General features: G+C 52.6%; 14 protein-coding genes. 10 read left to right on the top strand and 4 right to left on the bottom strand.

Translation table 11 applies throughout. The features are described from left to right. Nucleotides 1-162 precede the first annotated feature (162 nt). Nucleotides 163-1,359, bottom strand: a complete 1,197-nt coding sequence (locus HG15A2_RS12385; RefSeq protein ID WP_145060533.1) for an AraC family transcriptional regulator — start codon at nt 1,357-1,359, stop codon at nt 163-165. 253 nt (nt 1,360-1,612) lie between these two features. On the opposite strand from HG15A2_RS12385, the gene HG15A2_RS12380 reads away from it, so the two are divergent. From HG15A2_RS12380 to HG15A2_RS12360, 5 genes are all read left to right on the top strand, one after another. Beyond that, a complete protein-coding gene (locus HG15A2_RS12380) occupies nt 1,613-2,368 on the top strand; it encodes a PEP-CTERM sorting domain-containing protein (protein ID WP_145060532.1) in 756 nt (251 codons plus the stop codon). 505 nt (nt 2,369-2,873) lie between these two features. Next, nucleotides 2,874-3,065 (top strand): hypothetical protein, encoded by a 192-nt coding sequence (locus tag HG15A2_RS25145; protein WP_391483898.1) that lies wholly within the window; start codon nt 2,874-2,876, stop codon nt 3,063-3,065. Beyond that, nucleotides 2,998-3,387, top strand: coding sequence for a hypothetical protein (locus HG15A2_RS12370; protein ID WP_218932592.1), 390 nt, complete (start codon nt 2,998-3,000; stop codon nt 3,385-3,387). Before HG15A2_RS25145 ends, HG15A2_RS12370 begins: the two co-directional genes overlap by 68 nt. Before the next feature lie 70 nt (nt 3,388-3,457). Then, nucleotides 3,458-3,679: a hypothetical protein gene (locus HG15A2_RS12365; RefSeq protein ID WP_145060529.1), complete on the top strand. Its 222-nt coding sequence runs from the start codon at nt 3,458-3,460 to the stop codon at nt 3,677-3,679. Between the two features lie 650 nt (nt 3,680-4,329). Then, the gene (locus HG15A2_RS12360) at nt 4,330-4,869 is read left to right on the top strand and encodes a hypothetical protein (RefSeq protein ID WP_145060528.1); all 540 of its coding nucleotides are present in this window, start codon (nt 4,330-4,332) and stop codon (nt 4,867-4,869) included. A gap of 47 nt (nt 4,870-4,916) precedes the next feature. Here the strand turns inward: HG15A2_RS12360 and HG15A2_RS12355 are convergent, their stop codons facing one another. Continuing rightward, nucleotides 4,917-5,984 (bottom strand): integrase core domain-containing protein, encoded by a 1,068-nt coding sequence (locus tag HG15A2_RS12355; RefSeq protein WP_145060527.1) that lies wholly within the window; start codon nt 5,982-5,984, stop codon nt 4,917-4,919. Nucleotides 5,985-6,410: 426 nt separating this feature from the next. On the opposite strand from HG15A2_RS12355, the gene HG15A2_RS12350 reads away from it, so the two are divergent. Continuing rightward, entirely contained in the window at nt 6,411-7,682 is a 1,272-nt protein-coding gene (locus tag HG15A2_RS12350; protein ID WP_145060526.1) for a tyrosine-type recombinase/integrase, read from the top strand. Here the strand turns inward: HG15A2_RS12350 and HG15A2_RS12345 are convergent. After that, nucleotides 7,679-7,963, bottom strand: coding sequence for a DUF1580 domain-containing protein (locus HG15A2_RS12345; RefSeq protein WP_145060525.1), 285 nt, complete (start codon nt 7,961-7,963; stop codon nt 7,679-7,681). The two genes, HG15A2_RS12350 and HG15A2_RS12345, sit on opposite strands and share 4 nt — an antisense overlap. A 452-nt stretch (nt 7,964-8,415) precedes the next feature. Continuing rightward, on the bottom strand, nt 8,416-9,540 hold the full coding sequence (locus tag HG15A2_RS12340; RefSeq protein WP_145057260.1) for an ISAs1 family transposase: 1,125 nt from the start codon (nt 9,538-9,540) through the stop codon (nt 8,416-8,418). An 805-nt stretch (nt 9,541-10,345) separates the two neighbouring features. Between HG15A2_RS12340 and HG15A2_RS12335 the strand changes: the two genes are divergently transcribed. The 4 genes from HG15A2_RS12335 (at nt 10,346) to HG15A2_RS12320 (ending at nt 15,005) form a co-directional block, all read left to right on the top strand. Continuing rightward, entirely contained in the window at nt 10,346-10,978 is a 633-nt protein-coding gene (locus tag HG15A2_RS12335) for a PEP-CTERM sorting domain-containing protein (RefSeq protein ID WP_145060524.1), read from the top strand. A gap of 299 nt (nt 10,979-11,277) precedes the next feature. After that, the gene (locus HG15A2_RS12330) at nt 11,278-12,546 is read left to right on the top strand and encodes a PEP-CTERM sorting domain-containing protein (RefSeq protein WP_218931919.1); all 1,269 of its coding nucleotides are present in this window, start codon (nt 11,278-11,280) and stop codon (nt 12,544-12,546) included. A gap of 361 nt (nt 12,547-12,907) precedes the next feature. Then, nucleotides 12,908-13,828, top strand: a complete 921-nt coding sequence (locus tag HG15A2_RS12325) for a PEP-CTERM sorting domain-containing protein (protein WP_218931918.1) — start codon at nt 12,908-12,910, stop codon at nt 13,826-13,828. Nucleotides 13,829-14,003: 175 nt separating this feature from the next. Continuing rightward, nucleotides 14,004-15,005 (top strand): DUF1559 domain-containing protein, encoded by a 1,002-nt coding sequence (locus HG15A2_RS12320; RefSeq protein ID WP_218931917.1) that lies wholly within the window; start codon nt 14,004-14,006, stop codon nt 15,003-15,005. Nucleotides 15,006-15,361 lie beyond the last annotated feature (356 nt).

Raw genomic sequence — 15,361 nt, 5'->3', positions numbered from 1 at the left:
ATTGGCACCCGCCACGAGCGCCCAGTCGTATCGTTCTAGTAGTTTTCCGACCACAATCGCCAAGATCATCAGAGCGCCTGCGGAATCTTGGTCGATAAGAACGATCGACAGACAAGTCAGAGAAGCAACTGTAAAGAAGTGCAGAAAACAATTGAGGGCCTCTTATTTCTTGTCTATGGCAGAGTTATCGCGGCTTGCTAGGTAATTGCGCCTATACTGTCCGGGAGGGACTCCCATGACGCTGCGAAAGAAACGAACAAAGCCACTTGAGTTTTCGAACCCACAAGCATGTCCAACTGCTTCTACGGATTGGTTTCCGCTGGTGAGCAAATCCTTGGCTTTACGCAATTTTGCTCGTCGAATCTCTTCACCAGGCGAGTGCCCTAGTGCTTTCCGAAATCGAGTCGTTAGCATACGGCGCGAAATGGCCAAATCATGGGCCAGTTCGATCGTTGTAAACGGCTCCCCGATGTGACTTCTGATCAATCTTAGCGCTTTCAAGACCAGTTGATCTTCGACAGCAAAAAAATCGGTGGATCTGCGTTGCACAATGCCCTTAGGAGGCAATACCAGATCTTGTTCCGCATTCCCTTGCCCTTGCATCATCTTGTCCAACAGCGCGGCCGCTTCAAAGCCTATCCGCTCTGCACCGTGAGCAACGCTGGAAAGCGGCGGATCGGTAGAGTCGCACACGAGTCGTAGATTTCCATTGCCAATGATCGCCACATCAAACGGGACTTGCGCTTTGTTGAGTTTGCAGGCTTCGGAGATGGCGTACGCGAACAGGTCGTTACCAGCGGCCATGCCCACGGGTGTTTTCAGTTTTGCCAGTCTTTTGGCCAGCTTAGGAATATCCACTTCTATTTGTTCCGTGCCTTCAAATATCCACTCCACCATACGAATGTTGATCGTTGCGCATTCAAAGTCGTTTGCAGCAAGCGTCTCACTGAATCCTACACGACGGTTCTCATGATTCGGCCACTTCATGTGCCCTACGAAACCAAAATGACGCAAGCCGGCAGCGAGAAACTCTTCTGCCGCAAGCCTGCCCATTGCATGGTCGTCAGCGTGTACTCTCGGGATTCGCGAGTCATTGACCTGAGAGGAGACATTAACGGCTGGCAAGCCTTTCCGTCGTAGCATTCGAACATACTGGCGTGTATGCGCCATAGCGATGAGGCCATCTCCGGTCCATTCGGGCAACTCCTTCCAGGCAAGGTTTGGCAATGCCTTTCGCTGATCGACCTTCAAATCGGGATTCTCCCGAATGTAGTTGAGAACACCCTGGATGATTCCACGGTTATTTTCCGAAGAGGGAGCGACGAGCAATCCGATAGAGCGACGAGTTTTATTGTTCACATTCACTTCCGATCTAAACTAGCAGCACTACGTTGCTTGAAAAGCAACTTTTCCCAATGCGCACATCCAATCTACACGAACTGGCAACAGGTATGGGGAGTTAGTCAGCTATTATGGCGTTTGGAGGTGGAAAGCATTTTCCGATGCTGCGGCCTCTGTTTCTTGTCTCGAGTTTCCAGTTCGCTTTCGGAGTTGTTCTTCCCCCACGCGGGGTTGACTCCGATCTAGTCAAAGTCTTGGGAGGATACGTCTAATGAATTGCTCAAGAGTGCATAAAGTTAAGGGGATTTGCAGTTTTATGATCGGACTGCTTCTGTGCGGAGCTCCCGCCTGGGCGGCTATCATCAATCCGGCCGACTCATCCACATTCCCGTACAAGTATGAGGGTGATGCCGCCTCTCTAGCTACCTTCGGAACCACAGGATATTCAGGTAGCATGACCGGGTATACCTTGACGGGCGACTCTCCCAGCCCGGGAATTCTGGATGTCGCATTCGACACGGCTCACGCCACCCCTGGCTTGGTCGTGTTCCTCCAAAGCCCCAATTGGGTCTCCGATGCAACCCATGCCGACGGCTGGACCTGGGAAGCCAGTGTTAAGCTAAATTCCGGGCGCTACACGACACGGATTGGCGACGAAAACGACCCTCACGACATCATTGATATCTTAGATGACGGGAGAGTCTTCAGCCGCATAGCTGGCCTGCTAGCGACACTACCCAGTACGACAGACGCGCAGCATGTTTATCGCATAGCCCAAGCAGAGAATAGTATTGGGTACAATGCTTGGATCGATGGAGTTCTTGTCGGCGAATACGACGCTGCCGACTCGGGGCTGGGAACAGGAGGAAATCATTGGTGGAGCGATGGTAGCGGTAGCACGATGGGAACTTACGAAATGGACTATGTTCGTTTCACCGCAGGCGGTTTTTCACCCATCCCCGAACCGGCGACGGCAAGCCTATTGCTAATCGGCGCGCTCTCCCTCTCACGTTTGCGACGACGATAGATGGCTGCGTGATTAGAAATCCGTTAGTCTCTTGCAAGGTCAGCCTGTCCATCCGCGACAGGCTGGCCCTTTTCACTGGACTGCCTCAATCGCACTTGGTAGTGGTTCAGCAAAGGTCGCTCCAGCCTGTACCACATTCGCTAGAAATTTGATTGCTCGATCAGCTACGGACAACTACTGACCAGTAGCTCCAAATACGGACAATCATCGCATTTGATAACCACTCCTCGCCGGCTCTTGCAACTAGGACGAACGACTCTAAACTTCTATTGGCAAACAGATTACGGGTCCGTGTCGCGTGCCGTAGTGGTCGTCTTGAAGCAGGAGAACTGCAAAGTCGATTTCCGCGAACCACCGAGGGCCTAGGCTCGTAGAGGGTGCAACAGGGTGGCTCTTTTCATTTTGGAAGGAGCCGACAGATGCATGCAGTGACTCTTCTTGATGCGTTTGACAATTGGACGACCCCCGGTGCCGACGCGGTGTTCGTCACCCATTCTCGGGGATCGTGGTTTTGATGCTCCTGGGCATGCTGGCGCGGATCCGTGAGATGGAAGTGCTGGTCAGGTGGGCTACGGTTAACTGGGATCAACTCAAAGAACCGCTTGGTTTTGACCGGGACCTGCCTCCCTGTGCCACTACCATTAGTCGCACGCTTGCCAAGTGTTCCGTGGCCGACTTCCGGCGTGCTTGCCGTTGACGGCAAGACCGCCAAGCAGGGAATCGACGACAATGGTCGTCCGCTGCACATGCTCAATGCGTTTGTTCACGATGTCCAAGCCGTCGTGGGGCAATGGTCTACTGGAGCGGAGAAGACCAATGAACCGACCCTGCTGTGCCGGCACCTGGTCGCCTTGCTGGAAACCTATCCGATGCTGCGACTGATCACTGGCGACGCCATGTTTGCCCAACGCCCGTTAGCCGAACTCATCTGCGGACAAGGACGCGACTATCTGCTGCAGATCGAGGCCAATCAGGGCGATACGCTAGACCGACAAGTATTCCAATGCCATCCTCACTGATTCACCTATTGCACGTTTGCAACTCGCTGACCCCTATGGATCCAGCCTAGCCGGAGAAGAAATCGGCTTAATGCATGGCTCTGTCGGTCAAGGTGTCGAATTCGGCGTGCGGGGTGCGTTGGTCGATTACAGCACTTGGTGGAAAGTTGATGACGCAAACTCTCCCAGCAGATGGCGCATTGAAACGACGGTCGATACTACTGCAGAGGACATAGAAATCCCTCTGCAAGTAGACGGGACTTACGCCGTCTATGTAGGCGTCTACATGCCCGACACCGTCGTGTTCGAATAGCTTGTCATGAAAAAAGGCTCTTCTGATTGGGTCTATACAGGTGCTCTGCAGCGTGGTTTTACCACGGCAATTGTCATGGTAAAGAGTTGACTTGGCTCGTGGCCGTAGATTTGCGATATCGATTTTCCAATCAGCGCAGCAGCGACCAAGAAAGTCTCTCTTCAAGAATCCTCAAGGAGCCAGCCGTTCGTAGTGCTTCAGTTCACCACCAAGTCGGTGCGAGGAATCACGGCGACTAACTTATCTCCGAGTCAGCCACCATTCACGGACGCCTTGCTGTCCCTGTAAATGCGGCAAATTCTATCTCTCGCAGTGACAGAAATAGACAATCCACTGTTCACGCAAAGACTGAAATACAAGCGTACTATTGATAGCCAATGCAATGTCTTGCAATAGCCGTTTTAGGGTGTAGAATCGTGCTAAACGTCGAGAAATACAGGGTTTTTTGAACGGTTCTGGAAGTGGCTCATAACCTCGAGGTCGTCGGTTCGAATCCGGCCCCCGCCACTTGATGTAAGTATTGCTGAAACCTAGCTTTAGGTTACCTGCCAGCGGTTGGTAGAGCGGCTCGTTTGTAGCGCAAACCAGTAGTACTAGGCAGTAGTGCCTGGGAAAACTACTGGTTTGGAGTTCCAAACTGGAGTTCGCACATGCCCCGTCTCTTTCATCGGCCCCCCAAATACAGCCTTCACAAAGGCAGTAATCAGGCCATTGTCTACCTAAATGGCGTCGCCACCTACTTGGGAGCCTATGGCTCCGAGAAAAGCCACCAAAAGTATCAAGAAATCTTGGGCCAGTGGAATGCCCTCCGCCACCTACAGGCGTCGCCCACACAGAAGAAATCGCTCGACGAAAAACTGGCCGAACAAGTGACTCCAGTCATGCTCCGCCTGAAATGGCGACAAGGCCTGAAGGTGAGCATTGATGAGTTGGCGCACGTCTACAAGCTGCATGCCAGGGAGTACTACCAGAAGAACGGCAAGATGACCCGTGAGGGCGAGCTGATCCACCAAATGGTCACTCTGCTCGGAAAAAAGCACGGGCTGGAGATGGCCGATGATTTTGGGCCAGTCGAACTCGACAACTTCCGCGATGATCCGTCCGATGCTGCTCTGGAGCGCCGTTGCAGTGCGCTGGTAATTTGGGTGAAGATTCAGCACAACTCATGGCACTCACCTTACGACATCTAGGGCGTAAGGTGCGCAGCAACAATCAGCAGAGTCCCTGTTCAAAAAAATCAAGCAGCTATCCGCTCGTAGTGCTTCAGCACACCACCAAGCCGGCTTTGACAGACAATCTGCTCATTATCATCGGGCGGCTCATGGCCCTCTGGCCAAACCCCGAGTAGCGGCTTGTTTTCTTTCCGTTGATGCGGGCGTAAATCATTGTAGTAGCGAACGTATTCCTCGATGAGGTAGTCGAGGTGCTTCAAACCAAAGGCAAAAAACCGGTTGAGGCATTCGCCCTTGATCGAGCCGATCCATCTTTCAACGTATGCGTTCTGGTTGGGAGATCGTGGAGAGGTCGGCTCCACAGCGACATCGGCTTGCTCGAAAACCTCGTCGAAGCGACGGCTGAACTTGTAGTCCTTATCTCGAACCAGGTAACGGACCGGCAGATTGGCTTCTTCAGCTTGCTGTAGAAAAGCCTCGGCTTGATTGACGACCCAATTCTCGTTCGGATGGAATGTGGCGGGCGAGCAGATCACCCGACGCGAGTTCACGTGCAGAAAAGCGAGCACGAAGGCCTGCTTGATTCCCGTCTTGGTGACGACCGGCTTGCTGAAGAAGTCAATTTGCCAGAGCGACTCGGCGTGTGTCTTGACAAACTCGTGCCAAGTGCCGGGGCCTCGCTTTGGCCCGGGGTGGATGCCCTCTTCTTTGAGGATCGTTCTTACCGTGGTTCTACCAACGCACTGAATGCGCAGCTTCTTCAGCTCTCCAACAATTCTTCCGTAGCCCCAGCCGGTTTCTTTGGCGAGGCGGACGACGATTTCACGGATTGACTCTGGAGTTCCTTTACGGCCCATCTTCTTGGTCGGCTTCTTGCCGCACCTTACTTCTCTCTGCCACCTTTGGTAAGTTCGGGAGCTAACGATGGTAATCACCTGAAGAACCCCTCTTCCGATGGCCTCTCCCAGCTTTAGTAGCCGCTCTCGTTCTTCGTCCTCAAGGAAGATGCGTTTCTTGGGAATGCGTTTGCGCAGCATCTCGTTCTCCGCTTTCAGAAAGTCGATCTGTTTACGCAGCTGGTCTTCAGTAGAACCGGCTAGCAAGAACAGTAGCGGAGAGATCCAGCTCGACATTGACAGCGCCTTTCAGAGCAAGAAACACGGGGTGACAACCTTTGTGAACCCCTCGTGTTGCTTCTATTCTCTGCGCCGAAAAAGAGCTGGCAAGCGACTACGGTTTTTAAATGCAATCGATGCTAATACTTGCTATTAGATGACAATCGTTGCTAAGACTTGCAAGCGAATTTGAACCGTAGTAGGATCGGTTTATCACTACGAACGCAGTGTTTCAGCGTGCGCGGGCTGGTCTCTCATAACCTCGAGGTCGTCGGTTCGAATCCGGCCCCCGCCACTTTTTCTAAACCCAAGCCAAACCTGGACTTAGGTTACCCGACCCTGTGGGTCGGTGCGGCTCTTTGCCGAAGCCAAAGAGGGAATGCAAAGAGGGATGTCTCCAAGACTTCCCTCTTTGCGCCTTCTCACAGCCGCAAAGAGCACCCCATGCCAAGACTTTTTCACAGGCCACCGAAGTACCGTTTCCATAAGTCGACCAAGCAAGCGGTCGTCTCCTTCTTCGGGAAGCATATCTATCTTGGACCCTATGGGTCTCAACAGAGCCACCGGCGGTATCAGGAACTGCTCAAGAAGTGGGAGACGGCCCGCCATCAGCAGCAATCTGAGCAATGTGCTGGGGCCGAAGACGATCGGACCGCAGTGCAGAAGGCGGTCGCCAGCATCACCGCTAGTACCCTCCGCGAGAAGCGTCTGGCTGGCTCACCGGTAACAATCAGTGAGCTAATCCTTGTCTATCGGCGCCACACCAAGAGCTACTACCGTAAGCATGGCAAAGTCACCCGAGAGGCGGGGACTATCGATGAAGTCTTGCGTCTCCTGCGTAAGCATCATGCCATGACCTATGCAGCCGATTTTGGTCCGCTGGCATTGGACGAGCTTCGCGAGGCGATGATTGACGAGCTCGATTGGTCGCGGAAGTACATCAACAAACAAGTCAATCGCCTCCGCGGGATGTTCAAGTGGGCGTCGGCGAAAGAGATTATCGACGCTTCCCTTTCAACGGCACTCCGTGAGTTACCTGGGCTCAAGAAAGGTCGCACGCGAGCTCGTGAGATTGTCAAGGTTAGCTCCGTCAGCGATGCGGATATCAAGGCAACGCTTGAATTCATGCCTGAAATAGTTGCCGACATGGTACGTGTCCAGCGACTCACCAGTGCTCGACCTGGAGAGATTTGCAGCATGTCTCCTGGGGACATTGATACTTCAGGCGATGTTTGGGTTTACAAACCGGCCGAGCATAAGACAGAGCATTTTGAGAAAGACCGCATTGTGGCAATTGGGCCTCAAGCGCAACAGATTCTCAAGCCCTACCTCCAAGCTCGCGGAGCCGAGTCGTTCTGTTTCTCGCCTGCCGAGTCGGAACGCCGTCGTCGGGAACGAGCAGCAATCGCCCGAACGACGCCTCTTTCCTGTGGTAACCGCCGCGGCTCCAATCGTGTTAGTACTCCCCGACGTACGGCCAAGGATTGCTACTCGACCGCCAGTTATCGGCGGGCGGTTCATCGAGCGTGTGACAAAGCAGGCGTCGAGAAATGGTCGCCGAATCGGATCCGACATACGGCATCCACCGAAATTCGAAAGCGATTTGGCATCGACGCGGCGCGTGCGGTAGATGGGCACGGTTCGACGAGCACGACGGAAATCTATGCTGAACTGGATTTGCAGAAAGCGGTCGAAGTGATGCGACAGGTTGGCTAGAGACCCGCGTCGTCGAGCGCACGCTGCACGGCGTCGACGAGGGCGTCTTCAGCCGGTCTTGGACTCTGGGTGCGTGCTGCCATGAATCGTTCTAGCGCTGCGATGGAGGTGTACCGTACGCCCCCCACCATTGTCGACTCAAGAATGCGGCCACGGGTCCCCTTGGTTGCCCAGCGATAGAGCGTTGAATAGTGCGTCTTCTTGCCCCCACGCCGTGGCAAGTAGTCGGCTGCATTCTTCAGGGGGAAGAGCGGTTCTGCGTGGGAAAATTGACGACTCATTGTCTGCCCTTCCGAGTGATGCTGTCGCAACTGAATACTCTTTAAATGCTGCCAGATGAACAGTTCAACTTTGAATGTTCGCCACTACCAAGAGCGATTCCTGCAAGTGAGTGAACCGCTGATACTGCGTCCGTCGCAACCATCATTGTGTGCTCGTGAACTACCCTAAAGGATCGCATCGAACGCCAAAGACTCAACTCGGGTATTGACATAAATGCAGAAAAAGTCCTGCCGCGCTGTTTGGGGCGTTTGGCACGTGGCGATAGTTTGGCCGCCACCAAACGCGTATCGTCGGCGATTCGCAAGAGAAAATAGCTTCGCAATTCTTTGTCTGGGTAGTGAAGCAATGAAAAAGTTATCGACAAGAATTGGTTGCCAGCCTGCTGGAGGACTGGCTCCTCTTCTCTGTACCGAGATCCGCCTCGGGCAATTGGCAGGGCAATCGCATCTAATTACGCTTGAATACTCGTGAGAATGGCTTGCAGTGTTTGGTTATTCCAACCTGCGCGGAGTCGTTTACCGCGCAGGCTTTCTTTGAGCGTAGTGTCTCGCTTGAGAATGGAGAGCGCCAAGCGACGCATTCCGGCAGCGATTTCTTGGCCGTTGCCTTTCCGAAGACGGCTTTGATCTTCTGAAAAAGTTACATCCAGCGACCAATGCAGTGAGTTCTCCACACTCCAATGGTTACGAACATGTCCTGCTAGGGACCTGACCTTGGGGGGCAGGCTGCTGATGAAAAAGGAAGTCTCTTCGCTCAGCTTCTCTCCCGATTTACGATAGCGAAAAACCATGCCAACCGAGCGAAGGTCACGCCACTGCTCAGACAGTTTTGGGGGCGCGGGAGCGACGTAATACTCGCGACGCTCATCGCGGCCGTGATTCTTCTCCACCGTGACATGCCGACGCACGCCACGATAATCCTGATCGCCGTAGTCAATGAACAACTGGAGCAGTTGCTCATGCATCTTTTTTTGATTGCCTTTCACTTGCAAAACGTAATCAGCACCCGCTAGGCGAATCTTCTCAGCAGTTTGCTTCTGGCAATGCATCGCGTCGAGCGTGACGACTGCCCCTTCGATGGCCAGTATCTCCAAAAGCCGTGGTACGGCAGTGATTTCATTGGACTTTTGCTCCGTCGCGAGTTGTCCGAGCGAGAGATGAAGATCACTGGCCCACGCGTTGACCAGGTGCAAGGCTCCTGTGCCGGACGCTTGGTCGAAAGACCGGCGAAGTGTCTTGCCGTCGATAGCCACGGTCTGGCCTTGCAGATCGAGTTGCAGGCTGGCAACCCAGTTCGCTAGGCAGTGGTAGAATTCTTTGGTGTCCAGCAGCGAGAATACGCGACCCAACGTGTCGTGCGAGGGAATGCCATGCTCCAGAGGCAACCAGGTGCGGAACCAGTCGATCTTCTCGTTGCCAAATCGCTCGACATCGGCCCACGAGTCGGCTCCACAGATTGCGCCGCACAAGGCGATAGCCACGATGTCGCTGAGCCGATGTCGCTTGGTCCGTTCCATGCGAGGATCGGTAAGTTCCTCGAAGTGTGTAAGAATGACAGGGGATTTTGTAATCGCCATACGTCGACCTCCGTGCTAGAAATGCTATCGGCGGTTAGATTCCGACCCAACCGCTGAAATGACTTCTACGCAGAGATCGATGTATTCGGTCATTTAGATGCGATTGCCCTGCCGGCCAAACACCAGTAAATAATTGGTTTTCCGTTTGTCTGTGAGCGTCCCGTCGCCGAGTGGCTCATCGATACTGACCAAGTGCCTGCTAGTGGTCGGCGGTCTCGATCGGCAGCTGTAACCTCCGGGGCGTCTTCGCACCTGGCAGTTGCCGCGACTGCCCAAGAAGGGCTTCGAGTAGCGGGTACTGAGATTGGGGAAATTTCCGTGGGTTACCGCTGCCTAGGCATTCACCCGCGTATCCGAGCATTATTCCGAAGCACAGCGGGCATCCCGAAGTCTGTTCGGCCTAGACTCATTGTAGGCCCGCCTGTCGCATATGATTCGGTAGATGCGACGATATCTAAGAATCTTCTGATCGCTCTTGCACCAATATGACCATCAACGAGCACTAAAATAGACGGAAAACAGGTCGTTTTTCTTGCTCTGCTACCACCGTCTTGTTAAGCTCGACAGTTCTGTTAAGTATGACAATCGGCGTCTGGTAGAGGTGGAGTCTTAGTTCAGCGAGAAAAAAGGGGAAGGCAAATTGTTGCGTTAACGCTGGTGTACAACAGTATTGGCGTTCTCTCTAAGGCACGTCACTCGCAGGCGGTTCTCGCGATGCCAGATGATCGAACAGATTTAGTGATTGCAGGCGCGGTGTACCTTTTTTTGTTTTCTTGTTTTTTGTTTACATGACTGGAGATGACTAATGAGCTGTAAGAACTTTTTGAATGCTGTTGCACTTGCGTGCGTGGGACTCATGACTGCCGGAACTGCAACGGCGGATACTATTCAGGGCACCATTTACGCCGCTAACGGCAACTCAGCGACTTTAGGAGGCGACACCCCCGCAGTTGGTGGTTGGTCTGCCTCTGCGGACACGTTGGCCGGTACCCCCGGTGGATATAACCACCCCGCAAATCCTAATTTTCCCACTGATACGCTTGTCACCACGATCGGGAGCCTGACCGCTGGAGACAAATATGAAGTGGCCGTGCTCTACTCGAATTTTAGCTTTTTCAACACCAATTTTAGTGTGGGACTTAGTGCGGGCTCGTTGACGGATGTTCCAGTCTCTAATGCTGGTGTTGTGGACGGTGCAATTACAGATGGACCTGGGGGGATAAGCCCTCGTAGCTTATATGATTTTAACTTGGGTGAAGTAACAGTGGACTCAAACGGGGAAATTAGTGTCTTTGTTGCCGAAGGAGTTGAAAATGGGCAGTTCAGTCAATGGTTCGGGTACCACGCTGTTACGCTTCTAGCAGTTCCAGAGCCGAGTTCATTGTCACTGCTCGGCTTGGCTGCGATGGGTAGCATTTTGAGCCGTCGCCGTCGCTAGACAATACCTGTTCAGGCTACGATAGACTTGACTAGCGAGTTGAGTCATCCAGACTCAACTCGCTATTTTTTGATTCTTCCATGGTCCGGGAGCGTTTCGGCTTAGAAACGCTCCCGACTAAATTCGTTTTTTGCACGCAGCGTCTGATGAGACAGAGTATTGCCAACGAGATTCTGTACGAGATTCTTTGAGATGAAAAATTGTTGGAAGTTTATTGCGTTCGCTTGCGTCGGAAGATGACGATCGGAACACAAATAGGCAGCGCCACTGTAGATAACAATCGAGCGAAGAGAGAACTCATGAATAAACCTACGTATTCCTTGCTAATTGCCGCTATCGCTAGTGCCCTTATATCGATAGCCCCCATCACTGACGTGCAAGCTCAGCTGAATGACGGCGTACCTTCGGACCCGGGGTTATTTGGCACCGTATACAACTTCCCCGCCGATGCGGACCCTACCGGGCACTTTGGCGACGTCACGGGTGCGACACTCACCCAGATCAATTTCAACGCCGGTTCTGCAATCGGCGGAAATGGCCGCGACTACAACTACGTCGAAGCCAACTTGTATGCTGGCAGCGAGCTCAACTACGGCCAAGATTTTTTTAACTCCGAAGTCAATCTCATCTCCGGCACGATACTGGGAACTGTCGATATCGATGCCAACAGCACCCTCAATATGAGTGGCGGCTTTATTGGCACCTCATCTAATGTGTTTGGTACGGCCCACATTAGCGCCGGCGTTGTCTCTCAGCACATGGATGCGGAAGACGGTAGTGTTTTTACTATTACGGGTGGCGATCTGGGCAGTAATTTTGATGCCAAAGCAGGCAGTGTTGTCAATATCAGCGGAGCGTCGACCATGTTTGGCACTCTCTGGGAGTTCGAATCTGGCAGCAATGTCACCGTCAGCGGCGGAATGTTTTCGTTAAACGGCAAGATTTCGGGTACTGCCAGCGTAAACATAAGCGGGGGATCATTCGGGACCAACCTTATTGTGACTAGCAACGATCTTGCTATTGCGGGCGGCGACTTCAGCCAAGTTTTGGCCAAAAATGGCAGCGTCGTTAACATTGGTGGGGGAGACTTCGGTGCTAATTTCTCCGCCGAAAGCGGCAGCGAAGTTGTTGTCAATGGAGGCTCGTTCGGCAATGGCTTCAATCCCAACGCCGGCAGTGTGGTCACCATCACCGGCGGCGAATTCGATGATTTCTTCACCAACGATGGCACCACCAGCATCAGCGGGGGTACTTTCGACGCCTCCCACATTTTTAGAAGCTCGGGTGACACCAACTTCACAGGAACCGCGTTCTTCATCGACGGCGTCCCGATCGCTGGCTCTGGTTTGCAGCCCATCACCGACCGCGGTGGCGCTAAGCTAACTGGGATCTTGCAAGACGGCTCATCAATTGATGTCGATCTGTTTGCGACAGGTATCCAAGTCGATGAGAGAGATACCAGAGACTTTTTCTCCGGGGGCTTAACCGTAACCATTGTCCCCGAGCCTGGATCACTGGCACTGCTCGGCCTGAGTGGTCTCGCCCTGGCCGTAGTCCGTCGTCGCTAATCACAGCAGGGCCGACAGCCTTCGCCTCGTATGGAGGATAAATCAGACTGAATCATGAATTTCGCAGAGGACCAAGCAACGCATGGTCACCTGGTTTCCTCTGACCCCCGCATATTTTAGCGTGGCTTGCTTGAGTTCAGCAGGATACTGCCCGTGGTGAGAATTGGGCATGTCGTGGAGAATTCCATGTTCAGGTGATTGTGGAGGTCGTACTGCTGAGGTTGCTTTTGTTATAGCTCGACAAATATTTGTTCTTGCATACTTCCAAGAGGGGGAGAATTCAGGAACTATTGAGGATTTTTACCTACTGACGAAGCCGTTTTTATGTTTTTTTAACCACTTAGTTCATGGGAACAGTGAAATGGAATTTTCCAAATTGTTCGTGTTTATTGCCGCTTGTACGCTGTTAGTCGCCACAGCAAATGCGGATACCATTCAGGGTACCTTTGTCGGTGCCACTCTAGCCAATACAGCTTTGTCGGACGGAAGCGGCGACCCGTGGACCGGCGACACTGCTGATAGCAATGGCAATGGATCAATAATTGGGCTTTGGTTTGACGGATCAAACGAAACCGGAGACGGTACATACTCGCTGCGAACCACCCCAGGTGGGAACCCTGTTCCTAATGGTGGAGGATTTAGGGCTGATGCGACATTTGGTCCACTTCCTGAACCTCAGATAGGCTCTGGCCAGATTGAAGATCCTCAGATTGTTACCACAGTCCCGGGCTTGGCCGCAGGGACCTACGATGTCAACTTCATCTTCACAGCATATGGGCATCATCGCGGTCAAAATTTGGCTGCGGGGCTTTCGTCGACCAGTATGATTCCGATTCCGGATAACAACACCGCCGTTCAAGATCACCCAGTGTTTGCAAACGGCCCGTTGGATGAGTTTGAATCGGTACGATTAAATGGGGTCGGAGCCTGGCAGATGCCCCTTGGCAGTGTCACACTAGCCGCAGGCGATGATCTTGAAGTGTATGTGGAAAACGTTTTTACCGCTTTGTTCAGCACACCCACCGCCTACAGCGGTATCAGTTATTCATTGTCTGGGTCTGGCTTTGCCGGCGACTTCGACGAAGATGGGGATGTCGACGGTGCCGACTTTCTCGTCTGGCAGCGTGATCCAGGTGTCGGCTCTCTTGCAGATTGGCAAACGAACTACGGCTCTGCCGCTTCATCAGCTACCGCGACCGCGGTTCCTGAGCCGACGACAGGGATCCTGCTGATGCTTGGGACGGTGAGCCTACTCTTCCGCCGGGACAAGGACGTGTCCTAGCCCCCCCCCTTTTTTGGAACTTCAGGAGCCGAATTATTGAGCCTTCGCTGGAATCGAGGGCATGCGTACTGCACGCGAAGCCGCTCAAGCTTACTCGCCTACGACTTGCGATTGCTTTGCCGACGGAAACGTTTACCAATAGTTCTGCTAGCTTTCAATGGATGTCCCTTTAGTTATGAAACACTTACCAAAACGGGCTGCTTTCACGCTCGTTGAGTTACTTGTCGTGATTGCCATCATTGGCGTCCTGGTTGGCCTGCTGTTGCCGGCTGTGCAGGCGGCTCGTGAAGCCGCACGTCGTACGCAGTGCATAAACAACATCAAGCAGATCGCGTTGGCAGCTTTAACCTATGAGTCCACGCACGGCAATTTTCCACCAGGAATGCTTGAAAATGGAATCAACAACGAACCAGGTGTCGAGCCACAGAGATTGGGAGTACTTTGTCATCTTCTTCCTTTCATCGAAATGAGCAATGTCGCCGACCTCGTCGAGCCAAGTTTGAGCCCTGACCAACTAGGGGATGATAACCATGGTGAAGGCGAATGGTGGGAGTACGACCCCTTGGGGAATAGCGAATTTAATACGCGCTTTGTTTCGCAGTTCAAAATTCCTGCCTTCGAATGTCCATCGGATACCATCGAAGGGGTCGTAGCTCTCGTAGGGATGGCTGGGAAGGGACCGAACAGCACGTCCTCTTCGACCCAGTGGGTGAACATAAGATTTTTTGATAATGATGAGTTTGGTGTCAGTTTCGGAGTGAAAAACTACTCGGGTGTTGCAGGTGTGGTGGGAGATATTCAAGGCAGCAAAAATGTGTGGAGTAGTCACGAAGGAATATTAGGAAATCGGACTAAGACCAAATTTGCGAACATCTCTGATGGAGCAAGCAACACGCTTCTTTTTGGAGAGATTGTGGGGCAGAATTCTGGGTGGTTGGGTGCTGGAGGAAACGGGGTAGTTTATTCATGGATTGGGACAGTGAACTTACCTATGTGGTATTGGGGAAGTGAAGGAAGTTCTACTATAGAACTTCGTTCATTTAATTCAAATCACCCCGGTGCCGTAATCTTCGCCCGCGCCGATGGCTCGGCTGGTACTGTACCCGAAGACGCGGATACGACTACGATGCGTAATTTGTCAGGCATGGGTGATGGTACCTCTGCTTCCTTGGATTAGACGAGCCTGCAAAAAATAGCCGTGTTGTTTAGCCTTCCTACTTAGTTGTTGCCTGGAGTCATTGCACCCTCTTCTCACCGGTTTTCGTATTCCCCGCTACCAGTAACTTTTCAGTAATGATTGCACTGCTTTTGAGCAATCTCAAATTTTAGGATGAATGAGATGAGGAGAATCATATTGCCATTGCTGACACTAGCTTCACTATCAATTGGGTGTACTGGATCTCAGGAAGTCGTGGTACCTAGTCGAGAGAATTTTAACACCGGAGAAGTGACAGTACACGAACTGGGGTCAAATAAACGGCGGTCAAATAAACTGGAAACAGATGAACTGGGGACAGCAAGAGATTAAGGTTT

It is taken from the genome of Adhaeretor mobilis, assembly GCF_007741515.1.
Taxonomy (GTDB): domain Bacteria; phylum Planctomycetota; class Planctomycetia; order Pirellulales; family Lacipirellulaceae; genus Adhaeretor; species Adhaeretor mobilis.
This window is presented reverse-complemented; position numbering and strand designations above follow the sequence as displayed.